Origin of the sequence: Streptomyces sp. NPDC002566, assembly GCF_042889585.1 — a bacterium.
Lineage (GTDB): Bacteria > Actinomycetota > Actinomycetes > Streptomycetales > Streptomycetaceae > Streptomyces.
Window position 1 is genome coordinate 486439 of sequence record NZ_JBIARD010000002.1, and the last position, 25200, is coordinate 511638.

Sequence of the window (25200 nt, forward strand, 5' to 3'; positions counted from 1 at the left end):
CGAGCGTCACCTGCGGTCCCGCAGGAAGGCGGCGATCCCCTCGCGCGTGGGGTAGTCAGGCAGGGGCGCCCGCTCGTCCCGGAGGAACGCGGTGACGACGGCGGCGGCACGGTCGTCGTTGCCGGCCAGGCCGTTCCACATGTGGTGCCCCACTCCGGGCATGTACTGCGTGCGCCGGACGGCCGGATCGCCGGCCAGGACGGCGGTCGCCCACTGGCGGAGCTGAGAGGAACACTCGGCGATCATCAGCATGGCGGGCGTCTTCGAACGCCTCAACTGCGGTGCGAGGGACGGCGAGTCCCTCACCGTCTGCTGGACGCGGAGGCTGGCGGCGGCACTGAAGGTGAAGTTGCGCGCCGAGTCCTCGGAGGGGATGCGGTGCGCGTCGCGCGCGCAGTAGGCGGACGCCGTGTCGCTGCCGAGGTCGGCGGCCTTGAACGCGTTGACGCCCTCGGCCTGTCCGATCAGCCCGGTGCCCGGGGTGAGGAGGCCGAGCCGCATGAGCCCGAACGCGACCGCGTACCGGGGGGTGTGCGTCGATCGTGGTCCGGCCGCGGCCGGCGTGAGGCCGCGTGCCGAGGGGCGCCCCCGGTGTCCGCTGATCCTGGCCGTCGGGCCGTCCATCGGGCCGGGCTCGGCGATGACCGCCCGGTGCAGTCGTGGGGCGACGGCGGGGTCGGCCAGGGCCCGGGTGAGCACCACCCCGCCGGCCGAGAAGCCGAGCACGTCGGCCTGGCCCTCGCCCCGGCCCAGCCGTTGGAGGAAGGCACCGAGATCGCGTACCGACCTGGAGATCGTGTACTGCTCCATCGGGAGCAGGTCGCTGCGCCCGCCGCCGGCCTGTTCGTAGGCGTAGACGTCGTGGCCCCGACGCGCCAGCAGTCGCAGGAAGCCGTGGTCGAGCACCGATATGCCGCGGACCGGCCCCCCGTGGAGGTACACGAGCGGGATCGGGTGCCGGACGGCGGACGGTGCGGGCGGGTAGTGGTACACCGCGACCGTGCTGCCCGTGCTCAGGCTCCAGTGCTGGGTGGCCACGAAGGGCAGGGCGGGCGGGTACTGCCGGGTCGTGGGAACGGTCGGGACGCAGACCGTGGCCGTCAGCGCCGCCGCGAGGGCCACCGGCACGAACGGCACCATTCGGGCCGCGCGGGTGCGGCGCCTGCTCCGCCAGAGGGCGGCGGCGCAACCGGTTCCCAGGGTCGTCAGCCAGGCGGCCAGCCCCCGCGCCTCCCCGTCCGTGAGGACGAGCACCAAGAGGAAGACGACGGTCAGCGCCGCTGTGGCGGTGAGCGTCAGCAGTAAGCGGCCGGTGAAGCGGGCAAGGCGGACGGCGAAAGCGGCCATGAAGGAACCCCCGGTTTCAGAACAGTGTTCTGAAACGACGTTATCAGAAGCGGTAGGCTCCTCGACATGGCCAGACCGAGAACGAACGACGAGGCGGTCGGAGAGCGGCTCGTGGCGTGTGCGACCCGATTGCTGGCCACGGGTCCACGTGAATCGGTCACGGTCCGCGCCGTGGCGGCGGCCGCCGAGGCGTCGACGACGGCGGTGTACTCCTTGTTCGGCGGCAAGGACGGACTGTTCCGAGCGGTCCGCGACCGGGCTGTCGACGGTCTGCACCAGGAGGTGTCGGCGGTGCCGGCCTCCGACGATCCCCTCGCCGACCTCCGCGCCCTGGCCGTCGCGTACCGGCGATGGGGCCGCGGGAACCGACACCTGTACACGGTGCTGTTCGGAGGGGCGCAGACCTTCGACCCGTCGGGCGAGGTCGGCGCCCGGGACCCCGTCGGGCCGCTCGTCGCGGCGATCGAGCGTGCCGTGACGAGTGGCGCCCTCGCGGGGGAAGCGACGTCGATCGCGCTGTCCCTGTGGGTCACCCTGCACGGCGCGGTGACGCTGGAACTGGCCGGAGCGTTCGACGGCCCCACGGCGGAGGGCGCCTTCCGGGCGGCTGTTCACGCCACCCTGCGCGGGTGGGCGAGCCCCGAGGCGTTCCCTCGCCTGCGCCGGGCCGAACTCGCTCCCTGAGCAAGAACGTTCGTCGAAGCGCTTCGACGCCGTCATTCACGCCGTGAGCCATCGGCAACGCCACGCCAGGAAAGTTTCGTTGCCGCTCTGCTCTCCCCTCCCTCTTGTTCTGCGCGGCACTTGTCATTAGCGTTCGCGGCCGAGTGATGTGAAGCGCTTCGACTCGTTGCCGTGTGAGGGAAAGGAACTGACCGAGTGTCAAGTGACCAGCGGCGGGACGACGTCGTGGTGAACCCCGTGATCCCCGGCTTCCACCCGGACCCCAGCGTCTGCCGTGTGGGGGACGACTACTACGTCGTCTGCTCCAGCTTCGAGTACTTCCCCGGCGTCCCCGTCTTCCACAGCCGGGACCTGGTGCACTGGACGCAGATCGGCAACGCCCTCGACCGGCCGGGCCAGCTCCGGCTGACCGCCGGCACACCGTCCTCCGGCGGCGTCTACGCGCCCACGCTGCGCCATCACGACGGACGCTTCTGGCTGATCGTCACCAACGTCGCCGAGGGCGGCGGCAACATGCTGTTCACCGCGACGGACCCCGCCGGGCCGTGGTCCGATCCCGTCCGGCTGCCGGGCGTGCCCGGCATCGACCCGGACCTCGCCTGGGACGAGGACGGCACCTGCTGGTGCACGGTCGCCGGGGTGTCGCAGGTCCGCATCGACCCGTACACCGGTGAGACGTTCGGGCCGCCGCGCGCCCTGTGGTCCGCGAACCCCGGCGCCAAGGCCCCGGAGGCGCCGCACCTGTACCGGGTCGGCGACTACTGGTACCTGCTCATCGCCGAGGGCGGCACCGAGCGCTGCCACGGCGTGTCCGTCGCCCGCGGGCGCACCCCGAACGGGCCGTTCGAGCCGTGCCCGGACAACCCGGTGCTCACCCACCGCGGCACCGACCACCCCGTCCAGAACACCGGCCACGCCGACCTGGTCCAGGGTCCCGACGGCTCGTGGTGGATGCTGCTGCTCGGTGTGCGGGCGGGCGGCGGCACCCCGGGCTGGCATGTGCTGGGCCGTGAGACGTTCCTCGCGCCGGTGCGCTGGGTGGACGACTGGCCCGTCGTCGACGAGGTGCCGCTCGGCCTGCCCGCTCCCGCCTGGCCCCTCGTCCCCGGCCCCGTCGAGGCGGTGCGGGACGACTTCGACCTCGGTGAGCTGCGGCCGCAGTGGATCTCGGTGCGCGACCGCCCGCCGGCGCACTGCACGCTCAAGGAGCGCTCCGGCTGGCTGACGATGAGCGCCCGCGGTGAGGGTCTGGACGAGCCGGACGTCGTGTTCGCCGGCCGACGCCAGCAGCACCCCGCGTGCGCCGCGCGCACCCTGATCGACCCGGCGGAGGGGCGCGGCGGGCTCGCCGTACGGCTGGACGAGGAGCACCACTACGAGATCGAGGCGGGCGAAGGGGAGGTGCGGGTGCTCAGCCGCATCGGCCCGCTGAGCGTCGTCGTCGCGTCCCGGACCGTCCCCGCGGGCCCGGTGGTCCTCGGCGTCCGCGTCGAGGAGAGCGCCCCGCGCGGCCCCCGCACCGGACCGGACACCGTCATGTTCGGCGTCGAGGAACCGGACGGCTCGTTCACCGCGCTCGCCTCCCTCGACGGCCGCTATCTGTCGACGGAGGTGGCCGGCGGGTTCACCGGCCGGGTCATCGGCCTGTACGCGGCGGCCGGCACGGTCCACTTCGACTGGTTCGACTACGAGCCGCTCGCCCCCTGAACCGACATCGCGCGCCCCTCCGCAAGACCGCTGGAAGACCCCGGGCGCCGTGTGACGCCCGGGGCACCGCCCGGCCCGACCGGTCCGGCAGCCGGCCGGCCCGGCGTGTTCACTCCCGGGCGGCAGCCCGTGCGACCGCTTCCGCGAGAAAGCCGGCGACGTCGTCGGCGTGGGAGAGGTGCGGGGAGTGCCCGGAGGGGACGCGCAGTACGTGGGCGGCGCGGGCGGCCCACCCTTCCTGGACGGCGGGCGGCAGCGCCCGGTCCTCGGTGGCGACGACGTACGACACGGGAACGCCGGTCGGCGCGGCGCCCAGCTTCTCGGTGAAGGCGCGCACGCCCTGCCAGTTGAGGCGTTCGACGGCCTGCGCGGTCAGGGCCGGGTCCACGCCGCTGAAGATGGACTCCTCGGCGTCTCCCGCCTTGACGGCGAGCCCGTCGGGCGAGCGGATCCAGGTCGGCGGGAAGTCGCCGCCCATCCACTCCGTCATCGAGGTGCCCGCCTCCAGCGCGAAGGCGGCCAGGTAGACCAGTTCGGCCACCTGGGCCTCGGCCTCGGCCGCGGCCCAGGTGGCGGGGACGCCGCCGTAGGAGTGGGCGGCGAGCACGACGGGTCCGCCGACGGCCGCGATCTCCGTGCGGACCACGTCGACGTCTTCGGTGAGACCCTGCGCGGCGGCGCTGTCGGGGTCGCTGCTGGGCAGCCGGACGGCACGGGAGGGGATGCCGCGGGCGGTGAGCCGCTCACGCAGCGGGTCGAAGATCCAGGGGGTGTGCATGGCACCGTGCACGAGCACGACGGTGGGATTCATCAGGGGTGTCCTCGGGGGTGGTGCGGTCGGTTCAGCCGGTCGTCGCGTCGCGGACGAGCGCGGTGTCGACGAACTGCTCGAAGCGGACGATGAGTCCGCCGCGGACGACGAAGTGATGGGCGACGCGGACGTCGACAGGCTTGCCCGTGGCCTTGTTGACGGCGGTGTAGCGGGCGAGGACGACGACGTTCTCGCCGTCGACGACGTAGGTGTCGTCGTGGGCGGTCCAGCCGTCCCAGTCCTGGCCGAGCTTCTCCATCATGTTGGACGTGACGCCTTCGGGCGTGCGGTAGGTGCCGGCGAGCGGGAAGCCGGCCATCTCCGTCCACTCGACGTCGGGGGCGAGCGTGGCCCGCAGGGCCGCCAGGTCACCGGCCGCCGAGGCCAGGTACTGGCGGCGGACGACGTCGGCGGGGGCGGTGGAGGCGGCGAAGTCGGTGCTGTCGTGCGTCATGCCGGTCAGCCCCACTTCATCTCGCCCTTGGCGACCTTCGCGCCGAGCTGGGCGGCGATCAGCATGCCGTTGTCCGGGTAGCGGGCGACGAGGGCCTCGGTGAGCGCGGCGCCGTCGGCGGCCTTGTCCAGTTCCTCCTCGAAGGCGACCAGGTAGTCGCGGGTCGCGGTGATGGCGGAGGCGTCGGCGGGGGCGCCGGGGAGGCGGTGGCCGGGGACGACCAGTTCGGGCCGGAGGGCGGCCATCTCGTCGAGCAGGCCGATCCAGACGGCGCGGTCCTCGGAGGTGGGGGTGTCGGCGACCCACACGTGCTCCCTCTGGAACAGCAGGACGCCGCCGAGGAGGGCGCGGTGCTCGGCCTGCCACAGGTAGTGGCGGTCGGACAGTCCGGCGGGGCCGCCCTTGAGCTCGAAGCGGTGGCCTTCGAGGGTGAGGTCGCCGGTGAGGGGCTCCAGGTCGACCAGGCGGGTGGGCAGGTTGGGGCCGAGTGCCTCCCAGGCCTTGAGCTTGCCCTCGTAGGAGTGCTTGATGTGCTCGATGACGATCGGGGTGGCGACGAACCGCGCCTCGGGGAAGGCGTCGGCGATGACCTCGGCGCCGAAGTAGAAGTCGGGATCGCCGTGGCTGACGAACACCGTGGTGAGCTTCTTGCCGGAGTCGAGGATCTCGGCGGCCAGGCGGTGGCCATCGGCGCGGGTGAAGGCGGCGTCGACCAGCAGCGCCTCGTGTTCACCGGTGACCAGGGTGGCGGTCTTGTTCTTGCTGCCGGCGGGGAAGTCGAGGTCGAGGACCTTGAAGGAGAGAGTGCTCATGACGTTCCTTTCGGGTCGGCCCGGCGGGGACCGGACCGGGGGGACGGGCAGGGCGGTCAGGGGGCTGAGCGAAGGTCGGGGACGGGAAAGGGGACGACGGTCAGGGGACGGGGGCGGTGGTCACGGGATGGCGGCGGTGGTCAGGAGGTGCGGGAGGCCGCGGTGAAGGCCGCGAGCCGCCGCTCCACCTCGTCGGGGGTGGCGCTGCCTCGGGCCAGGGCGGCCGCACGGTCGCCGTCGACGGCGAGGAGGGTGGGGTATCCCTCGACGCCCAGCCCGGCGGCCCGCGCGAAGTCGGCCTCGGCCGCGGTCCGGGCCTCGGGGGACTCGAAGGCGGCGGTGACGGCGTCCGCGTCCAGCCCGGCGCTCTCGGCGACCTTCCGGTAGGTGGCGGTGTCGGACAGGCTCAGTCCGTCGACGTAGAAGGCCCGCTGCACGGCGACGGCCAGTTCCGCCGCCCGCTCGGGGGCGGCCCCGCGCAGGGCGGCGACGCCGCGGGCGGCCGCCTCGGAGTCCATGACGAACGAGCCGTCGGCGATCAGCCGCTCGTACGCCTCGCCGAACTCGGCGCCGGTCAGCTCGGCGATCTTGGCGTTGGCGCCCTGGACATAGCCGAACCGGCTGATCGGAACCCGGCGTTCGCCGGTGAACAGGCCGCCGGAGACGACGTCCACGGGGAGTTCGGGGTGGCGGGACGCCAGGTCGCTCAGCGTCGCGGAGAACCCGTGCGACCAGCCGCAGTAGGCGTCGAAGACGTAGACGAGCTTCATGGGGACCTCGGCAGATTCGGTGTCGTGGCCCGCGCTGCCGCGGGCGGTTCACCTGACACAACAGTACCTGACACGTCAGATATTTCCATGATCGGGTGTCGGTCGTCACACCGGTGCACGCCGCCAGCGCCGGGGCGCCGCACACCCGGGGGCCGCGGTGCACACCTGGTACGGACCGGCCGGTCAAGATTCGGTCTCGCTCGCCGGAAGCGCGGGCACCGTCCCGTTACCCGCGGTAAGTTCCGCCCGCCCACTCCCCGTTCTCAGGAGTTCCGCTTCATGCGCCGACTTCTCACCAGCGTCGTGGCGGCCTCAGCCGTACTCGGCGGCTTCGTCGCCGACGCCTCCCCCGCGGCCGCCGCGGACCCGGCCTCCGGTTCGTTCAGCGTCCTCGTCTACAACGTGGCGGGGCTGCCGGAGGCCATCTCCAGCGCGCCCACGCCCCGCGAGCCCGCCACCACGGCCATCGGCCAGCGGATCGCGCCGTACGACATCGTCCATGTCCAGGAGGACTTCAACTACCACGCGCGGCTGTACGCCGGCGACACCGCGCACGCGTACCGCACCCCCACCAGCGGCGGCGCGGGCATCGGCAGCGGGCTCAACACCCTGTCGAAACTGCCGTACGACGCCGACGACTTCGAGCGTGCGCGCTGGAACTCCTGCCAGTTCGACTCCGGCGACTGCCTCACGCCGAAGGGGTTCACGTTCATCCGCCACCGCCTCGCCGAGGGCGTGTACGTGGACTTCTACAACCTGCACACCAACGCCGGCACCAACCCCGGCGACCTGGCCTCCCGCGCCGACAACCTCAACCAGCTCACCGCCTTCATCAAGTCCCACTCCGCGGGCAACGCCGTCGTCGTCATGGGCGACACCAACACCCGCTACACCCGCTCCGGCGACACCATCGCCGAGTTCGCGGCGGCGAACGGCCTGACCGACCCCTGGGTGCAGCTCGTCCGCGGCGGCACACCGCCCGCCAAGGGCAGCGACGCCCTGGTCTGCGACCAGAGCGGTCCCACGGTGCCCAACACCTGCGAGATCGTGGACAAGGTCCTGTACCGGGGCAGCAAGCTCGTCTCGCTCAACGCGACCTCCTACAACAACGAGCACGCCAAGTTCCTCAACGAGGCGGGCCTGATGCTGTCCGACCACGACCCGGTCAAGGTCGACCTCGCCTGGTCCCGCAACGCGGCCTTCCAGTTCAGCGACCAGTTCGGCGGCCCGCACGGCGACTACTACAACGACGTCGACGCCGTTCCGGCGGGCGCGCGCCCGGCCGGGATCACGCTGCGCAGCGGCGCGCGCGTCGACGGCGTATCCCTGACCCTCGGCGACGGGAAGGTCCTCACCCACGGCGGGACCGGCGGCACGGCGTCGTCCCTCGCCCTGGGCAGCGGGGAGTACCTCACCTCCGCCCAGCTGTGCCAGGGGCAGAAGGACGGGCGCACCCGGATCTTCTCCGCCAAGTTCACCACCAACCTCGGCAGGAACCTGTCCGGCGGGACCACCACCTCCGACTGCGTGACCCGCACCGCGCCGTCGGGCTGGCAGATCGCCGGGTTCCACGGGCGCGGCGGCGACGAGGTCGACAAGCTGGGCTTCATCTACACCAAGCGCTGAGGCGCCGGTGCGCCGTCGCCGCCACGCGAGTCCGCGTCGGCGGTGACGGCGCACCGAAGGGCCCTCAGGGCAGCCGGGGCAGCATGTCCCGGGCCGCGTGGCTGAGCACGCGCAGGTTGTCGGCGAACCTGTCCCGGTCCTCGGCGGGCAGCGGCGCGAGGAAGTAGCGCCGGATGTTCTCCATGTGCACCCTTGAGGCGACGACCGTGGTCTCCTGCCCCAGCGGCGTCAGGCGCACCAGCCGCCCGCGCCGGTCGCCGGGGTCCTCGACCCGCTCGACCAGCCCCGCCGCCTCCATCCGGTCCACCAGCCGGGTCGCCCCTCCCGTGGTGAGGACCTGCTCCTGGGCGATCGCCCGCATCGACAGTCCGGGCTCGCCCGCCCGGCCGAGGATGAGCAGCACCTCGTACACCAGGTGACTGATCCCGCACTCCGTCTCCAGAGCCCGGCCGAGGATGTACTCCAGCCGGTTGGCGGCCCCCTGCAACCGGCCGAAGGCCAGGATCAGCGCGTTGTTGGCCGCCTCCTCGGGCGTCGCGATCTCCGCGTGCTCGTCCACGACGGCGACACTTCCTTCCTCTCGGCTCCCACCCCGTCCACCGATCATCCCGTACGGCGGACGTCTGCCTGCCGTTCACCGGCGATCGGCGGGCAGCGGGGGGGGCGGGAGCCAGGCCTCACAGGAGCGTGAAGGTCCACATGAGGTTGGTGCTGCCGTCGTACGTCCACTGCTTGGTGACGGAGCCGGAGGGCACCTTGCCCCCTCCGTCGAGGACGAGGCCGCTCGTGCGGTTGGCGATCGAGTAGCGGCCGTCGCCCCGGTGGGTGATGGTCCACTGCTGGTCGGGCCCGCCGTTCCAGACGGCCTGGCGGGCGGTGGCGCCGTCGGACACGGCTCCCCAGCCGTCGGCGACCATGCCGTTGGCGCGGTTGACGAGCTTGTAGTAGCCGCCGCCGACGGCGCCCGCCTGCCACTGGAGGTTGGGGCTGCCGTCCCAGGTCCACTGCTTGAGGTCGGAGCCGGCGGCGACGTCACCGCCGCCGTCCAGGGCCAGCTGGTCCGTGACGTTGGTGATCCGGAAGTGGGCGGACGGCTGGAACTGCACCCTGAGCGAGGTGATCTTGTCGTCGCCCGTGAGCCGCAGGTCCGGGCTGTCGGCGGTGAAGGTCCAGGAGGCGCCGGTGAAGTCGTCGCCGGAGTAGCCGACGACCTGGTAGCCGGGGGCGGGACGCAGCGAGGACAGGCCGCGGCGGCGCAGACCGGCGCGTTCGAGGTCTTCGGCGGTGTGGTCGCCGACGGTGAGGACCACGCCGGGTCCGCCGTAGTGGGGAGCCTCGAAGACCACGGCGCCGCGCTCGGGCCGCAGTGCCGGGATCCCGCCGGAGAAGCGGAACTTCAGGACGTACGCCTGGGCGTCGAACGGCGCCGCCGACGGCAGCGTCACCCTCAGCCCGGCGGCGTCCTGCACGGGCGTGGCCAGATCGATGTAGCGGCCCGCGGTGTGGTCGAGCAACTGCACCGACCTCAGGGTCGACAGGTCGATCCGGTCCGAGCCGAGCGTGGTGACGTTCAGCGAACTGCCGGGCCAGCCCAGCACGGTGGCGTACAGGACCGTACTGGCCTTGTTCCGGGTGAAGCGGATGTCCTGCGCGGTGCCGGCCGTCGGTTTGGTGAACGAGCCCCCGCCCATCTTGGTCGGGCCTTCGCCGTACGTCGTCCACGCGCGGGTGCCGTACACCGACTCGCCGAAGCGCTTCAGGTAGTCGCCGATGCCCAGCAGGATGTCCTTCTGCGCCTGCGGGACGGTGCCGTCGGCCATGGGCGCGATGTTGAGGAGGACGTTGCCGTTCTTGCTCACCCGGTCGAGAAGCGAGTGGATCATCTGCTGGACGCTGTAGTAGCCGATGCCCTGCGTGTAGCACCAGCTGGAGTCGGAGATGCTGTCGTCGGTGAGCCAGTACGGGGCGGTGAGGTCGGCCGGGCCGCCGCGCTCGTAGTCGAAGACGGCGCCGCGGTCGTTCAGGCCGTCCTTGTAGGTGGCGACGACCTCCTTGCCCCAGTCGTCGGCGCGGTTGTAGTAGTACGCGAGGAAGTTCAGCCGCTGCTGTTCGTCGACGGCGTCGAGCTTGAAGTCCTGCCAGAGGATGTCCGGTTCGGCCCGGTCCACGACCTCCTTCAGCTTGTCGAACCAGAGCTGGTTCTCCTCGGTCGCGTCCAGCTGCCCGTACAGCTTCTTGAGGCTGGGGTCGGTCTGCGCCGGCACATGGTCGAAGAAGCCGTTGTAGTGGTACGCGTGGTGCATGGCCACCAGCACCTTGAGGCCCTCGGCGCGGATGGCGCGGGTGAACAGCCGCAGCAGGTCGAGCCGGGGGCCCCTGGCCACCGAGTTCCATTCGCTGACCTCGCTGTCCCACATCGAGAAGCCGTCGTGGTGCTCGGCGACGGGGCCGGCGAACCGGGCGCCGGCGTCCACGAACAGCCGCACCCACTCCTCCGGGTCGAACGCGCCGCCCGCCGACCTCGGTCGGGGTGCGAACCCCACGGTGTTGCCCTCGAGGTCCTCGCCCCCGTCGATGAAGTTGCGGTACGGCCACGCCTCGGGCGGGCCGTAGGTGGCGATGTGGTGCCGGTTGGCCACATGGCCGTCGATGTACATCTGGCGCGGGTACCACTCGTTGTCGTAGGCGGGGACGCTGAAGGCTCCCCAGTGGAAGTAGATGCCGAACTTGGCGTCCTGGAACCACTCCGGGGCCGGCCGGTGCCGGTCGACCGAGTCCCAGTCGGGCGTGTAGGAGCGGGGCGCCGCCTGGGCGCCTCCCGCGCCGACCGCGCCTCCTGCGACCGAGGCCGCGGCCACGCAGGTGGCGCCGGCGAGGAAGTGACGTCTGCTGGTTCCATTGGACATGCCACGAAGGTCGGCCATGCGTGTCGCTCATGTCAACCATCCGGCCCGATATTGATGGGATGGATTCGCGATCGCGCGCTCCCCCTTCGCGGAAGCATCCACCACCCTTGGCCCATCAAGGCACCCCAGCCCACAGAAGTGAACCACGAATCCCAAGGCGGCTCGGTCCATACATCCCATCATTCAGGGAGGCCCGACACAGTGCCCCTTCCCCTGTCAGCGGGTCAGCTGGAACACCGTCGCGGCCACGACGGCGCCCAGGATCGTGCCGGCGACGACCTGGTTGCGCGTGTGGTCCCCCAGCTCGACCCGGGACCAGCCGACGAGGACGACCAGCAGGAAGCCGACGGCCGTCCACACGCCGTAGGTCTGCACGAGGATGGCGCAGGCTCCCGCGGAGACGGCCTGGTGGACGGAGATCTTCCAGGCGAAGGTGATGGCGACGAGGACGGTCAGCGACACCAGCATGGTCACGATGAGGGCGGTCATCGTCCGGGGTGCGCCGGCGGCGACCATCAGCAGGATGCCTGCGGCGACGGAGAGCAGGGCGAGGGACATGACGACCAGCCGTGCGGGCCGGGCGCCGACGTGCCGGTCCCCGACGAACCCCTTCCGCATACCGTACTTGATGAACGCGAGCGGCACGACGGCGGCGAAGAACGCCCCGACGGCTCCCCAGGCCACGCCGGTCCACCGCGCGGTGTGCCAGCCGACCAGCAGCGTGACGGCGATGATCCAGTTCTTCGGCTCGAGCCAGTCGGTGACGCGGCGCGCCAGTGCGGACTCGGTGGGGAGAACGTCGGTCGTCATGGAAGCAGGGGTCCGTTCATCCGGGGTGGACTGGAGCCGGGGTGTGCCGGACGCGTCGTCTTCTGCTGTGCTGACACAGTGCTGGTCGAGCACACCCCCGCAGGGATCGTGCCACAGCCAACAGACAACGAACTCACTGGAGTTGCTGTCCGAGACCTACATCCGGGCGGACCACCGACTCGACGCCGGCGCCGACGGGTGAGCGGCGCCCTCTCACAGCCCGAACAGCCGCGCCCCGTTGTCGTGGCACACCGCCCGCAGCCAGTCCTCGGAGAGGTCCAGGCGTTCCAGTGCGCGGAGTTGATGCACGTAGGGGTAGGGGATGTTGGGGAAGTCGGAGCCGAGCAGGACGCGGTCGCCGAGCGCGGCCAGCCGGGGCAGGGCCCGGCGGGGGAACGGCATGAGCGCCTCGCCGAAGTCGGTGAACGCCATCGTCGTGTCCAGCCGCACCTCCCGGTGGCGCTCGGCGAGGCCGAGGAAGTCCTCGTACTCGGGCATGCCCATGTGCGCGACGATCAGGGCCAGTCGGGGATGCCGCGCGAGCACCTGTCCGACGGGTCCGGGTCCTGTGTGCTTGCCGGGCGCGGGCCCGGAGCCGCAGTGGATCACCACAGGGACCCCGGCGTCGGCCAGCAACCCCCAGGCGCGGTCGAGGAGTTCGTCGGCCGGGTCGTACGCGCCCACCTGCACGTGTGCCTTGAAGACGCGCGCGCCGGCCTCGACGGCTTCCCTGACGTACGCCTCGACCCCCGGCTCGGGGTAGAGGGTGGCGGTGTGCAGGCAGTCGGGGGTGCGGCGGGCGAAGTCGACCGCCCATGAGTTCAGCCACCGGGCCATGCCGGGCTTGTGCGGGTAGAGCATCGCGGTGAAGGCCCGCACGCCGAACTCCCGCAGCAGCTCGGTCCGCCGGTCCTCCTCGTGCCGGTAGGTGATCGGCCAGTCCAGTCCGCCGGTCAGTGGTCCGAGCGCGTCGAAGTAGTCCCAGACCTTGCGCATGACCCGCTCGGGCATGAAGTGCGTGTGGACGTCGACCAGCCCCGGCAGACCGAGCCCGCCCCAGAAGCGGCGAGCTTCCCCGGCCTCCGCCCCCACCGGTCCCTCACTGTGATCGTTCATGCCGCCCACCATGGTCCAGACGGGCGCGAGGGGTCCACCGCTCCTGGGAACCGAGTGGAGTGAGTCCTGTCGCCGCACCCCCGTGAGTCAGTCGCGTCCGTGCGCCGTGGGTTCGGCCGTCCAACTGGCGAGGAGCCGGAGGCGTTCCTCGTCGGGGCTGCCCGGTTCCGCGGTGTAGATGGTCAGGGCGTGCGCCTCGCGGGCGGAGAGGGGCAGGTCCAGGGGCTGGTAGGTGAGTTCCAGTGGGCCGGCGTCGGGGTGGCGGAAGCGTTTGACGCCTCCGTGGTGGATCCGTACGTCGTGAGCGGCCCACAGGGTGCGGAACTCGCCGCTCAGTGTGGACAGTTCCCCGACGAGTTCGCGCAGCCCCTTGTCGTTCGGGCAGCGCCCGGCCTCGGCGCGGAGCAGGGCGGCGGTGAGGGCGGCCGCGCGTTCCCAGTCGTCGACGAAGTCGCGCGAGCCAGGGTCGAGGAAGTAGTAGCGGGCGAAGTTGGGACGGCCCCGGTCGTCCACGGTCGCGCTGTTGAACACGGGCGCGAAGAGGGCGCGGGCGAGCGCGTTGGTGGCCATGATGTCCAGGCGTCCGTTGGTGACGAAGGCGGCGGACAGGGTCACGGAGTCGAGCAGCCACTGCACACGGGCCGGGATGTCGACGGCCTTGCGACGCCGGGGCGTGCGGCTGGGCGGCTGCGCGGCCCTGGCCAGGTCGAACAGATAGGTGCGTTCGTCGTCGTCCAGTTGCAGCGCGCGGGCGACCGCCTCCAGGACGTCCTCGGACACACCGTTGATGTGGCCCTTCTCCAGCCGCGTGTACCAGTCGGTGCTGACGCCCGCGAGCACCGCGACCTCCTCGCGGCGCAGCCCCGGGACCCGGCGCCGTCCGCTGCTGGGCAGCCCGGCCTGCTCGGGCGTGATCCGGGCGCGCCGGCTGGCGAGGAAGTCCCGGATGTCGGCGCGGTTGTCGGAGCGGTTGTCCATGTCCTCAACGGTAGGCACGAGCCGCGCACAAGGGAGGTCGAGCTTGTACCCCCCATAAACCCACCCTTCCTCCCCCTGGGCGCGCCCGCTTACCTGGGATGCGCAGCCGCAGTCACGACCGTGAGGGAGTTGAAGCACCACCATGCGAGGAGCGATCCTCCAGAAGCCCGACGACACCGGCGTCGGGCGGCGCGAACCGTCCGACCGGAGCAGTCCCGCCCCGACCCGGCTTCCCGTGGTCGTCTACGTGCTGGCGCTCGGCACGTTCCTGATGGGCACCACCGAGTTCGTGGTGGCGGGCCTGCTGCCGGAGATCGCGGGCGACCTCCAGGTGAGCGTGGGCCGGGCCGGTCTGATGATCACGGTCTTCGCGGTCGGGATGATCGTCGGCGCGCCGCTGACGGCGATGCTGACGCTCCGCCTGCCCGCGCGCTGGACGCTGGTCCTCGCCCTGGGCGTCTTCGCCGCCGGACACGTCGTCGTCGCGCTGGGCACCGGCTTCATGACGCTGCTCGCGGCCCGGTTCCTGACGGCGCTGGCCACGGGGGCGTTCTGGGCGGTGGCGAACGTGGTGGCCACGCGTGTCGCCGGCCCGGCCGCGAGTTCGCGCGCCGTGGGCGTGGTGGGCTCCGGCGCCATGCTGGCCAACGTCGTCGGGGTGCCGCTCGGCGCCTTCGCCGGGCAGGTCATGGGCTGGCGGGGACCGTTCTGGGCGCTGGCGGCCCTCGGAGCGGCCGCTACGGCGCTGATCGTGCGCCATGTCCCGCACGAGGGCGGGCAGCGCGCGGTGTCGGTCCGGTCTGAGCTGTCCGCGCTGGGTTCCGGCCGGCTGTGGCTGGCGCTGGCGGCCTGCGCGACCACGACCGGCGGTGTGCTGTCGACGTACACGTACATCGCGCCGCTGCTCACCGACCGGACCGGGCTCGCCGCCGGGCTGGTGCCGCTGGTGCTCGTCGGCTTCGGCGCGGGCGCGCTGGCCGGCTTCCTCCTCGGGGGCCGGCTCGGGGACGTCCGGCCCTACGCGACGACCATCACGGCCGCCGCGGCCACCACGGTGATCCTGCTGGGGGTCTGCCTGCTGGGCGGCTCGGCCGTGCCCACGGTCGCGCTGATCGCCCTGCTGGGACTCTTCGGGCTGGGCGCCAACCCGGTGCTGATCTCCCTGGCCGTCCGGTACGCGGGGCGGGCGCCCACCCTGGGCTCGGCGCTCACGGTGTCGGCGTTCAACCTGGGCACCGCGGCCGGCTCCTGGGCCGCCGGCCTCACGCTCGACTCGGCCCTGGGGGTCACCGGGCCGGCCGCGGTCGGCACCGCCGTCGCCGCGCTGACCCTGGTCCCCACCACGGCCATCGCCCTCGCCGGCCGCCGCCGCGCGGTGACCGCACGTCTGTAGGGCCGCCGTTCGCGGTGCCCTCGCACGAGCGGCGGACACCGGACAAGAAGCAAGCAGCACAAAGCGAGAGAGCAAGACAGCAAGAGAGCAAGGAGAGGCAGTCATGCGTGGAGTAGTGATGCACAAGGCCGGAGACGTCCGGGTCGAGGAGCGCGAGGATCCGGAGATCGTCGAGCCCACCGACGCGATCGTGAAACTGACCGCGACCTGCATCTGCGGCTCGGACCTGTGGCCCTACCGCGGCGTCGAGCCCGCCGACCACACCCTCATGGGCCACGAGTACGTCGGCGTCGTGGAGGAGGTCGGCTCCGAGGTGAGGAACGTCAAGCCCGGGGACTTCGTGGTCGGGTCGTTCGTCATCTCCGACAACACCTGCGAGATCTGCCGGGCCGGGTTCCAGTCCAAGTGCGTGCACGCCGAGTTCGTCCACGCGGGGATCGGCACCCAGGCCGAGAAGGCCCGCATCCCGCACGCCGACGGCACGCTCGTCGCCACGCCGGGGCAGCCCGACCCCGAGCTGGTCCCGGCGCTGCTGGCCGCCTCCGACGTCCTGGGCACCGGGTGGTTCGCCGCCGTCGCCGCCGAGGCCGGGCCGGGCAACACCGTCGCGGTCGTCGGCGACGGCGCGGTCGGTCTGATGGCGATCCTGGCCGCGAGGCAGCTGGGCGCGGAGCGGATCATCGCCATGTCCCGCCACCCCGAGCGGCAGAAGCTGGCCCGCCACTACGGTGCGACCGACATCGTCGAGGAGCGCGGGGACGAGGGCGTCGCGAAGATCAAGGAGCTCACAGGCGGGCTCGGCGCGCACTCGGTGATCGAGGCGGTCGGCACCCAGGAGTCGTTCATGCAGGCCGTCGGCGCCACCCGCGGCGGCGGGCACCTGGGCTACGTGGGCGTGAACTACGACGTGAGCATCCCGGGGATCGAGCTGTTCTTCGCCGGCATCCACACGCTCGGCGGGCCCGCCCCGGTGCGCCGCTTCCTGCCCGAGCTGATCCGGCTCATCTGGGACCGTGAGATCGACCCCGGGAAGGTCTTCGACCTCACCCTGCCGCTGGAGCAGGCGGCGGAGGGTTACAAGGCCATGGACGAGCGCCGCGCCACCAAGGTCCTGCTCACCCTCTGACCCGGCCCGCGCACATCCCGGCGTCCACGCGACCGGCCCGTCTCGCACCTCTCGGGGTACGGGGCGGGCCGGTCGTCCTGCGGTCGGCAGGGCGGACAGGGCGGACAGGGCGGACAGGGCGGACAGGGGACAAACGCTTGACAGTGATGAAGTGCCGTACTCTGCTCCCGTGACACGACACGAGGAAGAGCCGGTCGGGAAGGGCGCGCTGGACCGGGTGAGCTGGGCGCTGCGTCGCGCCGAGCTGGCGACGCAGGCCCGCAAGGAACAGCGGCTGCGCCCGCTGGGCCTGGCCGCCTCGCACTACACGCTCCTGATCTCCGTGCACGTCGAGCCCGGCCTGACCGGCGCGGAGCTGGCCCGCCGCCTCAACGTGACCCCGCAGGCCGTCGCCTCGCTGGTGGCCCGTCTGGAGAGCCGCGGCCAGCTGGAACGGCGCGAGCACCCGCGCCACCGCCATGTGCAGGAGCTCCACCTCACCGACGACGGACGCGAGGTGCTGCGCGCGGCCGACGAAGTGATCGCGGACATCGAGCACCGCATCACCGACGCCCTCGGCCCGGACGACGCCGCACGGCTCCGGGCGCTGCTGAACCGCGTGGAAGAAGCGGCGCGCGACGCCTGAGCCCGCTCTCCTCACCGCCGCCAGGACTCGCGGGCCCGGTCCGCGTCGAGCGTGCGCTGTGCGAGCCAGCCTGCCATCGCCCGCACGCCGAGGCCGATGGCCCGCTCGTCCGGGGCGAAGTCGGGGTAGTGCGGGTAGCCCGCGGTGACGGGGGTTCCGGGAGACCGGACGCCGAGGAACGTGTACGTGCCGGGGACGCGGGCCAGATAGAGGGCGAAGTCCTCGCCGCTGAAGGGCGGGAACGCGGCATGGAGTCGGGTGACCGCTTCCGGGCCGAGTGTGTGCCCCAGATGGCCGGCGAGCATGCGGCCCTCGGGCTCCGGGCAGATCATGGCGGGGAACGGCTCTGCGGGGAACCTCACCTCGGCGCCCGGGTACGACGCGGCCAGGTCCCGGACGGCGTCACGCACTTCCCGGTACCGTTCCTCGGGCCAGCAGCGGTAGGACACGCTCACCTTGGGCCCTTGGGCCACGGCACGGGCGGCCACGAACCGGGTCAGCGGCCCGTCGGGCGTCCGGACCTCGTCGATGATCCGTTCCAGGTCGGCGGGAGTCTGCGGCAGTGCCACCGTGGCGAGCCCGCCGACAGCCGCGGCCAGTCGTACGGCGGCGTCGGACGCGTCCGGTCCGGACAGGATCACCTCACCCTTGTCCTGGCCCGGCATCCCGAAGCCGCCGGTCACCGCGAACCGGCCCACGGGGAACGGCCCGCAGTGCAGCGCGTGGATCTCCTGCACGCCGGTGCGTTCCAGGACGCCCGCGTCGATCAGCGCGCGAGCCCCGGACAGCGACTCCTCGGCGGGCTGGAAGAGGAAGACCACCGTCCCTGCCAGCCGTCTCCGCAGCCGTGCGAGGACCTGGGCGACGCCGACGGCGACCGTGGTGTGGATGTCGTGCCCGCACAGGTGGGCCGGCGCCGGGCCGCCCCCGACGATGTCCTTGGGCGGGACGGCGTCCATGTCGGCCCGGTACGCCACCGTCCGGCCCGGACGCGAGCCCCGCAGGACGCCGACGACACCGTGCCCGCCGACCCCGGTGGTCACGGTCAGTCCGGCCGCCCGCAGTCGCCGGGCCACGAGCGCGGCGGTGCGCTGCTCCTGTCCCGGGGCCTCGGGGTGCCGGTGGATGTCGCGTCGCAGCGCGATCAGCCCGCGACTCAGTCGCGCCGCCTGGGTGTCCACCGACGCCTGGTCCACCGGCCGGGGCCACTCGCCGGCGGCGGCCCCGTGCGCGGTCCCCCATACGGCTCCCGCGCCCAGTGCCGCCGCACCGGCCAGCAGCGTACGGCGTGCGAGGCCGTGTTCCCTCGGACGATCCATGATTCCCCCAGGAGACGGTTCGGGTGAGCCCCGTGCCGAACCGGGAGTCGGTCGGCGGGGCGTCACCGCGAGGTGATGCCACATGATCGCCGTCCGCGATCGCCGCCGCCCATCCGGCCGGCCACCATATGAGGGTGGGGGCAGCACCCCCAGGACGAGTCATCCCCCGTTCTGCGGACAGGACTTGACTACCCGTCACTCACTGTCGGTGTCATGGCGGTTCCCCGTTCGCGGCCCCAGGCGGCGAGCGGCTGGAGCGCCTCGTTGAGGCGGGTGCCGTCAGCCGTCAGCGAGTACTCCACCCGGGGCGGCACCTCGTCGTAGGAGATCCGCCGCACGACCCCGTCCGCTTCCATCTCGCGCAGATGCGAGGCCAGCACCTTCTCGGTGATCCCCGGCACGAGTCGGCGCAACTCGCCGAAACGGCGGTGAGGACGCTCATGGAGCGCCCAGAGGATCAGCACCTTCCACTTGCCGCCGATCACCTCCATCGCCGTGTCGATCCCGCAGACATGACCGTCCGGCGCGCCCGGCCGGTTCAGCGTCGCCATGTGTCCCACCCCTCTGACGTGCTCGCTCACCCCGGGGTAACCACCCACTCCCAAGTGCGTACTTGATCACCGCCGGGCCCGAGACCAGCCTAATCGGCATGACACGCAACCCTGTTGAGAAGACCTCCCTCACCCTGCTCGGCCTCGGTGCGATGGGCGCCGCGTTCGCCCGCGCCTGGATGGCCGCGGGCCACCGGCTCACCGTCTGGAACCGCACCCCCGCCCGAGCGGCTGCGCTCGCCGCCGAGGGGGCGCGGGTCGCGGACAGTGCCGCCGAGGCGGTCGCGGCGAACACCCTGGTCGTCGTCTGCCTGCTGGACGACGCCTCGGTCGGGGAGGCGCTGGCCGGCGTCGACCTGACCGGCACGGATATGGTCAACCTGACCACCAGCACCCCCGCCCAGGCCCGCGCCCGCGCCGAGTGGGCCCGTGCGCGCGGGGCCCGCTGTCTGGACGGCGGGATCATGGCCGTCCCTCCGATGGTCGGCGTACCGGAAGCCGGCGGCTACGTCTTCTACAGCGGCTCGCGGGAACTGTTCGAGCGGCACCACGACACGTTGAGCGTCCCGGTCGGCACCGTCTACGTGGGCGAGGACGCGGGCTTCGCGGCCCTGCACGACGTGGCCCTGCTCAGCGCCATGTACGGGATGTTCGCCGGGGCCGCGCACGCCTTCGCCCTGATCCGCAAGGAGGACATCGACCCGGCCTCGTTCGCCCCGCTGCTCGCGGACTGGCTCGTCGCGATGGCGCCGGCGGTCCACCAGACCGCCGACCATCTGCGCGGCGGCGACTACACCAAGGGCGTCGTCTCCGGTCTCGGCATGCAGGTGGCCGGCACGCCGACCTTCCTGAGCACCGCCGAGGAGCAAGGCGTAAGTCCCGAACTGCTCACGCCCTACTTCGAGTTGATGCGCCGCCGGCTGGCCGAGGGCAGCGGTGAGGAGGGCCTGACGGGCGTGGTCGACCTGCTGGCGCGCTGACCGACCCCGACGCCTCACCGTGATCAACGGCCCTCTTCACCGCGGGAGGACTACCCGAGGCCCCCGTCGCTGTGCAGGAGCCGGCCGTTGATCCATCCCCCTTCCGCGGAGCAGAGGAAGGTGACGAGGTGCGCGCAGTCCTGGGGCACACCGAGGCGCCCCAGGGGCGTGTGGCGGACCAGGTCCGCCTTCTGCTCCTCGGTCATCCAACCGGTGTCGGTCGGACCGGGGTTGATCGCGTTGCACGTCACTCCGAGGTGGGCGAGCTCGCGGGCCGCCGCCAGCGTGATCCGGTCCATCGCGCCCTTGCTCGCCCCGTAGGGCAGGTTGCCGGCGGTGTGGTCGCTGGTCAGGCTGACGATCCGCCCGCTGCCGCGCCGCCCGCGGAACCGCAGCCCGTACTCCCGGATCAGCAGCCACGTCGCCCGCGCGTTGACCGCGTAGTGACGGTCGAAGCTCTCCACCGTGGTGTCCAGCAGGCCCGAGTCGACCGACTCGCAGTGGCAGAGCACCAGCGCGGTGACGTTCCCCAGTTCGCGCTCGACGCCGTCGAAGAGCCGAGCCGGTACGGCAGGGTCGCTCAGATCGGCCTCGACGGCGTGCGTTCTCGCCCCGAGGGCCGCCGCCCGCTCCCACAACTCCTCGGGCGCGCCCGGCTCCACACCCCACCGCATCCGCGCGTCGTACGGGGTCCAGTAGGTGAACGCCACGTCCCAGCCGGCCCGGGCCAGGTCGACGACCACGCAAGCCCCGATCCCCGCCGCCCGCCCCGCCCCCGTCACCAGAACGAGCGGCCGCCCCGTCTCCCCCACATCCCCCAGCTCGCCCCGCCCCGCCTCATCGACCACGCGCTCACCGTCCACTGCTCGGTCCTCACCCGCCCACCACGTCGACGCCCCGCTCTTCCAAGATGTTCAGGAGCAGGTCGAACAGCGCGATGTCGCGGTCGTCGACGCGTCGGCGTTCCGCCAGCCGCGCTCGGGACGCCGCCATGGATTCCCAGCGCAGAGTGAACGGAGCAGTGGCGCCCCAGCCGCCGCGAAGGCAGTCGTCCAGAGCGTCGAGGTTCCAACCGAAGTATCCGCCGGGCCCGTTGACGGCTTCACCGATGGCGCAGTAGAAGCTGCCGATGTCGACGACGTGCCGGCCGTCCAAGACGTACTCATGGCCCGCAGGCGCGTCCGGCCGGCCGGCGCGGCGGTAGTCCGAGGAGAACAGCGCCACGGACAACCACGCTCCTCTGTCCGCGAGGGCGAGGTCGTGCCACATGCCGGTGCGGGTCGGACCGCCCGCACGGATCAGGTCCCACACCCGTTCCGCTCCCGGCAGGGCGTCCTCGCACCACAGTGTCACCGTGATGTCGAGCAGGCCGGCTCCGCGGGTGGAGGGCCGTACGTCCACGACGGTGAGCCCGCCGGCGAAGTAGGACCCCATGGTGGCGCCCTCGGCGTCGAGGACCGCGATCCAGGCGCTCCCCGCCGACGCGCCCCGGCGGCCGACCTTGCCGACGCTCTTCAGCAGTCCCCCCTGCGGGCGGCAGCCCGTCAGGCGTACCCGGCGCGTGCCTTCCTCGTCCGGCAGAACTGTGAACAGCCCGTCGGCCTCGTGCGCGAAGCCCCAGAAGTCGGCCTCGTCCTCGTCCGAGGTCAGCGCGTACTTCTGCCCCTCACCATCCAGCCTCGATGTCCCCGACCGCACGTCCCCTGAAAGCGCAGACACTTCCGCGACCCCCGTCTCAGTGATCCGAACCCGGCTTCCAGTCCCGGGCGAGGAGGCCGAGCAGGACCTCGTCGAGGAACTCGCCGAGCACCCAGGCCGAGGAGCGCAGCACGCCCTCGCGGACGAAGCCGTTGCGCTCGGCGGAGCGCAGCATCGCCGCGTTGTCCGACAGCGTCTCGATCTGCAGTCGTTGCAGACCGCGCACGACGAACGCGTAGTGGCACAGCACGGCGACCACGTCGGTGCCGTAGCCCTTGCCGCGTGAGGCCGGCAGCAGTCCCAGACCGATGTGCGCGGAGCGGTGGTGGGTGTCGACGCCCCACAGCGTCGCGGTGCCGACCAGGGCGCCGCCCTCCAGCTCCACCACCGAGAACGGCACGACTGAGTGGTCCGTGTCGTCCACCACGAACCGCGGGTCGTTCGGACCGGGCGTGACCGGCCGCCACGGGGCGGCCGCCGCCCGCGAGGAGTTGACCACGTCGTCGTAGAGTTCGGCCCGCAGTACCGGGATGTCGTCCTCGTGCCGGGCCCTGAGCCCGACCTTGCCGCCCTTCAGCATGCGAGCTTCCTATCCGGCCGGGCCGACCTGCGGCAACCGGATATAGGACCCCTCAGTGCAGACAGAGGCAGAACGGGTGCCCTGCCGGGTCCGCGTAGACGCGCCAGTTGGCTCCCGGGCGGAGCTGATCCGTCCGCTCCAGCACGGTCGCGCCCAGAGCGAGCGCCCGCTTCTCCTCGCCGTCGAGGTCGTCCACGTCGAAGTCCAGGTGGAGTTGCTGCGGGCGGTCCTGGCCGGGCCATTCGGGCGGCCGGTAGCCGTCCACCCGCTGGCAGGCGATCGGCGTTCCCTCGAATCCGTGCACCTCGACCCAGCCCTCCTCCTCCGGGTCGGGGACCACCCGGCCGCCGAGCAGAGCCGCGTAGAACTCCGCGAGCTGAAGCGGATCGGCACAGTCCAGCGCGATCGCCTGAAGTTTTCGGATCACCTGCGTCACTCCTCGCTCTTCCGCCGCTCATGCGACGCCTCCCGTACGCGAGGGAGGTACCCGCCGCGCCGACGGGCATGCGCGGTGCGTTCCGCCGTCCGGGAAAGCGGGCGCACCACCGGTTCCCGGCCAAGGCGGAGGCCGGCAGCCGGGGCGGGGCCGGACGTGCGCGACCGCCTTGCGCAGCGGCGTCCGCCCGGCGGGCCGGCGTCGCCACCGTTCACATCAAGCCGATCAGCGCGAGCGGTCCGCGGGGGCGTCGCCGCGGAGATGCCGGTGTCGCGGGCGCGGGCCGCGCCGGCCTGCCGTCCGTACGATCTGACCATGGCCTGAACCCGCGGGCGCGCCGCGACGCACCGGTCGGCGTGGGGGTGGACGCCGGGCCCGGGACAGGGCGGGCGGCTGTGGCGGGCGGTGGCCGCAGGGCGATCGCAAGCGCTCACTGATCGGTTCATCCTGTCTCAAACCATGAGCATCAATTGCACACGCCCCCTCTCCAACCCGGCCCCGATGGTCTAGATTGACCGTGCTTCGGGGGTTCGAACACGAGGCGACCAGTAATGATCTATTGGTCCGGCACCACGGGAAGCCGTCAGTCGCCTCCTCGGAGCCGGACGTGGGGATGATCGATCCGGAGCCCGGACGGGGCCTCGAGTGCGGGGAGCACTCGCGGTCGCTACGGGTTCCGCGCACGTCGAGAGCCTGGCAGGACACGCGAGTCCGCTGCCGCCAGGGGGCGTTGTTCAAGCACCGTGAAACAGCCGGCACGTCATGCGCGGCGAGGCGGGGGCCTCGCGCGGAGAAGAACAGCGCAGCACGGGAGGCGGGGGCCTCCCGAGGGGAGGACAGCGCGGGAGGCGGGGGTCTCCCGGCGAAGGAACAGTGTGAGGCGAACACGTCGAACCACTGGGAACCTTGGGGGGTTCTGTGCGGCAAGGGGGATTGGTCAGCCCGTATCCGCCGGCGGGCGGAGATCTGGCGGACGAGGCGGTCAGCCGGCCCGCGAGCGACTGGGAGCAGCGCTACCGCCGTACCGTGATGACGGCCGACACCGTGGCCACCGCCGTCGTGGTGGCGGGGATCGGCAACTTCTTCGGAGTGCGGGACGCGGCCAACTGGCATGAGAAATGGGGGATTCTCGCGTTCGGCACCGAACTGCTGGTGCTGGGGGCGCTGGCGGTGGGCCGGGCGTGGGCTCCGGCCGTGCTCGGTCAGGGCGCCGAGGAGTTCCGCAGGCTCGGACGCTCCCTGTTCGCGGCGACCGTCGTGCTGGCGCTCGGCGGGATCGCCCTGACCTCGCGCAACATCAAGCTCTGGATCTTCGTGGCGATCCCCGCGATCGCCCTCGTCACCATGACCGCGCGGTACATGCTGCGGCTGTGGCTGCACAGACAGCGCAAGGAGGGCCGGTGTCTGAGACCGGTCCTGGCCGCGGGGAGTGCGGCCACCGTGCGCGACCTGATCACCCGGACCCGTAAGTTCCCGCACCTGGGCTGGCGGGTTGACGCGGTGTGCACGCCGGACGGCCTCGGGCTCGACGGCGGTCAACTGGACGGGGTGCCGGTCGTCGGCCGGCTGGCCGACGTCGCGGGCCATGTCCGCCGCGACGGCTACCGGGTCGTCGCGGTCACACCGGACCCGCACTGGTCGCCTGACCGGCTGCAACGGCTGGCCTGGAACCTCGAGGGCAGCGACGCCGAGATGGTCGTGGCCCCGGTCCTGATGGAGGTGGCCGGCCCGCGGCTGCACATCGACGCGGTGCTGGGGATCCCGCTGCTGCGGGTCAGCATGCCGACGTTCACCGGGGGCCGCCGGGCGGTCAAGGGGGTCGTGGACCGGGCGGGCGCGGCGGCTCTGCTGGTGCTGTTCGCGCCGCTGATGGCGCTCGTCGGACTGCTCGTGGTGGTGGACAGCCGGGGCGGGGCGTTCTACCGCCAGCGCAGGGTCGGCAAGGACGGCCGCGAGTTCACGATCCTGAAGTTCCGCACCATGGTCGTCGGGGCCGACAGGGCGCGTGCCGAGCTGGCCGGCCTCAACGAGGGCGCAGGCCCGCTGTTCAAACTCCGCCGGGACCCGCGGGTGACCCGGGTGGGGGCGGTGCTGCGCCGCTACTCGCTCGACGAGCTGCCGCAGCTGTTCAACGTGCTCACCGGGTCGATGTCGCTCGTCGGCCCGCGCCCTCCGCTGCCGGAGGAGTCCGCCGCGTACGGCCCGGACATCCGGCGGCGGTTGCTGGTCAAGCCCGGGCTCACCGGACTGTGGCAGATCAGCGGGCGCAGCGACCTGTCATGGGAGGAGGCGGTCCGGCTGGACCTGCGGTACGTGGAGGACTGGTCGCTCGCCCTGGACACGGTGATCTTGTGGAAGACCATGCGGGCGGTGCTCCACGGGCAGGGGGCCTACTGATGCGCGGGGGGCTGCGATCCGACGGCCCCGCCGATGCGCGGACCGCAGGCCGCGAGGGCCTGCCTGGGGGGAGG

24 protein-coding genes are annotated in these 25200 nt (G+C 72.3%); 8 read left to right on the forward strand and 16 right to left on the reverse strand.

What is annotated here, in order from left to right; genetic code table 11:
• Nucleotides 1–6: 6 nt before the first annotated feature.
• Entirely contained in the window at nt 7–1347 is a 1341-nt protein-coding gene (locus ACFYXA_RS09350; protein ID WP_389030119.1) for an alpha/beta hydrolase, read from the reverse strand.
• A gap of 66 nt (nt 1348–1413) precedes the next feature.
• On the opposite strand from ACFYXA_RS09350, the gene ACFYXA_RS09355 reads away from it, so the two are divergent.
• Both ACFYXA_RS09355 and ACFYXA_RS09360 read left to right on the forward strand, forming a co-directional pair.
• Nucleotides 1414–2031, forward strand: a complete 618-nt coding sequence (locus tag ACFYXA_RS09355; RefSeq protein ID WP_389030122.1) for a TetR-like C-terminal domain-containing protein — start codon at nt 1414–1416, stop codon at nt 2029–2031.
• Between the two features lie 195 nt (nt 2032–2226).
• Nucleotides 2227–3738 carry a glycoside hydrolase family 43 protein gene (locus ACFYXA_RS09360; RefSeq protein WP_352248710.1) on the forward strand — a complete coding sequence of 504 codons (1512 nt, stop codon included), beginning with the start codon at nt 2227–2229 and terminating at the stop codon, nt 3736–3738.
• A gap of 109 nt (nt 3739–3847) precedes the next feature.
• On the opposite strand, the gene ACFYXA_RS09365 is transcribed toward ACFYXA_RS09360, so the two are convergent.
• The 4 genes from ACFYXA_RS09365 to ACFYXA_RS09380 form a co-directional block, all read right to left on the reverse strand.
• On the reverse strand, nt 3848–4549 hold the full coding sequence (locus ACFYXA_RS09365) for an alpha/beta hydrolase (RefSeq protein ID WP_352248713.1): 702 nt from the start codon (nt 4547–4549) through the stop codon (nt 3848–3850).
• A gap of 31 nt (nt 4550–4580) precedes the next feature.
• Nucleotides 4581–5003: a nuclear transport factor 2 family protein gene (locus tag ACFYXA_RS09370; protein ID WP_389030127.1), complete on the reverse strand. Its 423-nt coding sequence runs from the start codon at nt 5001–5003 to the stop codon at nt 4581–4583.
• 5 nt (nt 5004–5008) lie between these two features.
• Nucleotides 5009–5815 carry an MBL fold metallo-hydrolase gene (locus ACFYXA_RS09375; RefSeq protein WP_352248717.1) on the reverse strand — a complete coding sequence of 269 codons (807 nt, stop codon included), beginning with the start codon at nt 5813–5815 and terminating at the stop codon, nt 5009–5011.
• Nucleotides 5816–5955: 140 nt separating this feature from the next.
• Nucleotides 5956–6585: a DsbA family protein gene (locus ACFYXA_RS09380; RefSeq protein ID WP_352248719.1), complete on the reverse strand. Its 630-nt coding sequence runs from the start codon at nt 6583–6585 to the stop codon at nt 5956–5958.
• A 279-nt stretch (nt 6586–6864) separates the two neighbouring features.
• Here ACFYXA_RS09380 and ACFYXA_RS09385 point away from each other — a divergent pair, with 279 nt between their 5' ends.
• Complete coding sequence (locus tag ACFYXA_RS09385; protein ID WP_352248721.1) at nt 6865–8211, forward strand: jacalin-like lectin; 1347 nt, start codon at nt 6865–6867, stop codon at nt 8209–8211.
• A 64-nt stretch (nt 8212–8275) separates the two neighbouring features.
• On the opposite strand, the gene ACFYXA_RS09390 is transcribed toward ACFYXA_RS09385, so the two are convergent.
• From ACFYXA_RS09390 to ACFYXA_RS09410, 5 genes are all read right to left on the reverse strand, one after another.
• Nucleotides 8276–8770: a MarR family winged helix-turn-helix transcriptional regulator gene (locus tag ACFYXA_RS09390; RefSeq protein WP_389030132.1), complete on the reverse strand. Its 495-nt coding sequence runs from the start codon at nt 8768–8770 to the stop codon at nt 8276–8278.
• A 118-nt stretch (nt 8771–8888) separates the two neighbouring features.
• A complete protein-coding gene (locus tag ACFYXA_RS09395) occupies nt 8889–11117 on the reverse strand; it encodes an alpha-L-fucosidase (RefSeq protein WP_389030134.1) in 2229 nt (742 codons plus the stop codon).
• Between the two features lie 216 nt (nt 11118–11333).
• Entirely contained in the window at nt 11334–11927 is a 594-nt protein-coding gene (locus ACFYXA_RS09400; protein WP_389030137.1) for a hypothetical protein, read from the reverse strand.
• A 213-nt stretch (nt 11928–12140) separates the two neighbouring features.
• Nucleotides 12141–13043 (reverse strand): amidohydrolase family protein, encoded by a 903-nt coding sequence (locus ACFYXA_RS09405; RefSeq protein ID WP_389030140.1) that lies wholly within the window; start codon nt 13041–13043, stop codon nt 12141–12143.
• 87 nt (nt 13044–13130) lie between these two features.
• Complete coding sequence (locus ACFYXA_RS09410; RefSeq protein ID WP_389030143.1) at nt 13131–14021, reverse strand: helix-turn-helix transcriptional regulator; 891 nt, start codon at nt 14019–14021, stop codon at nt 13131–13133.
• Nucleotides 14022–14163: 142 nt separating this feature from the next.
• Here ACFYXA_RS09410 and ACFYXA_RS09415 point away from each other — a divergent pair, with 142 nt between their 5' ends.
• The 3 genes from ACFYXA_RS09415 (at nt 14164) to ACFYXA_RS09425 (ending at nt 17165) form a co-directional block, all read left to right on the forward strand.
• Entirely contained in the window at nt 14164–15414 is a 1251-nt protein-coding gene (locus ACFYXA_RS09415; RefSeq protein WP_389030146.1) for an MFS transporter, read from the forward strand.
• A gap of 103 nt (nt 15415–15517) precedes the next feature.
• Nucleotides 15518–16540: a zinc-dependent alcohol dehydrogenase family protein gene (locus tag ACFYXA_RS09420; RefSeq protein ID WP_352248735.1), complete on the forward strand. Its 1023-nt coding sequence runs from the start codon at nt 15518–15520 to the stop codon at nt 16538–16540.
• A gap of 169 nt (nt 16541–16709) precedes the next feature.
• Complete coding sequence (locus ACFYXA_RS09425) at nt 16710–17165, forward strand: MarR family transcriptional regulator (RefSeq protein WP_352248737.1); 456 nt, start codon at nt 16710–16712, stop codon at nt 17163–17165.
• A gap of 11 nt (nt 17166–17176) precedes the next feature.
• Here the strand turns inward: ACFYXA_RS09425 and ACFYXA_RS09430 are convergent, their stop codons facing one another.
• Together ACFYXA_RS09430 and ACFYXA_RS09435 are read right to left on the reverse strand one after the other, a co-directional pair.
• Nucleotides 17177–18484 (reverse strand): amidohydrolase, encoded by a 1308-nt coding sequence (locus tag ACFYXA_RS09430; RefSeq protein WP_352248739.1) that lies wholly within the window; start codon nt 18482–18484, stop codon nt 17177–17179.
• A 188-nt stretch (nt 18485–18672) separates the two neighbouring features.
• Nucleotides 18673–19035, reverse strand: a complete 363-nt coding sequence (locus tag ACFYXA_RS09435) for a helix-turn-helix domain-containing protein (RefSeq protein WP_352248741.1) — start codon at nt 19033–19035, stop codon at nt 18673–18675.
• A gap of 98 nt (nt 19036–19133) precedes the next feature.
• On the opposite strand from ACFYXA_RS09435, the gene ACFYXA_RS09440 reads away from it, so the two are divergent.
• Nucleotides 19134–20015, forward strand: a complete 882-nt coding sequence (locus tag ACFYXA_RS09440; RefSeq protein ID WP_352248743.1) for an NAD(P)-binding domain-containing protein — start codon at nt 19134–19136, stop codon at nt 20013–20015.
• Between the two features lie 50 nt (nt 20016–20065).
• Here ACFYXA_RS09440 and ACFYXA_RS09445 read toward each other — a convergent pair whose 3' ends face one another.
• Genes ACFYXA_RS09445 through ACFYXA_RS09460 form a run of 4 tightly spaced genes read right to left on the reverse strand, consistent with a single transcriptional unit; the run spans nt 20066 to nt 22720 of the window.
• Entirely contained in the window at nt 20066–20836 is a 771-nt protein-coding gene (locus tag ACFYXA_RS09445; RefSeq protein ID WP_389031648.1) for an SDR family oxidoreductase, read from the reverse strand.
• A gap of 52 nt (nt 20837–20888) precedes the next feature.
• A complete protein-coding gene (locus tag ACFYXA_RS09450; protein ID WP_389030153.1) occupies nt 20889–21734 on the reverse strand; it encodes a barstar family protein in 846 nt (281 codons plus the stop codon).
• A 16-nt stretch (nt 21735–21750) separates the two neighbouring features.
• Nucleotides 21751–22293 (reverse strand): GNAT family protein, encoded by a 543-nt coding sequence (locus tag ACFYXA_RS09455; protein WP_352248746.1) that lies wholly within the window; start codon nt 22291–22293, stop codon nt 21751–21753.
• Between the two features lie 52 nt (nt 22294–22345).
• Nucleotides 22346–22720 carry a VOC family protein gene (locus ACFYXA_RS09460; protein ID WP_352248748.1) on the reverse strand — a complete coding sequence of 125 codons (375 nt, stop codon included), beginning with the start codon at nt 22718–22720 and terminating at the stop codon, nt 22346–22348.
• A 927-nt stretch (nt 22721–23647) separates the two neighbouring features.
• Between ACFYXA_RS09460 and ACFYXA_RS09465 the strand changes: the two genes are divergently transcribed.
• A complete protein-coding gene (locus tag ACFYXA_RS09465; RefSeq protein ID WP_352248750.1) occupies nt 23648–25126 on the forward strand; it encodes a sugar transferase in 1479 nt (492 codons plus the stop codon).
• The last annotated feature ends 74 nt before the right edge of the window (nt 25127–25200 follow it).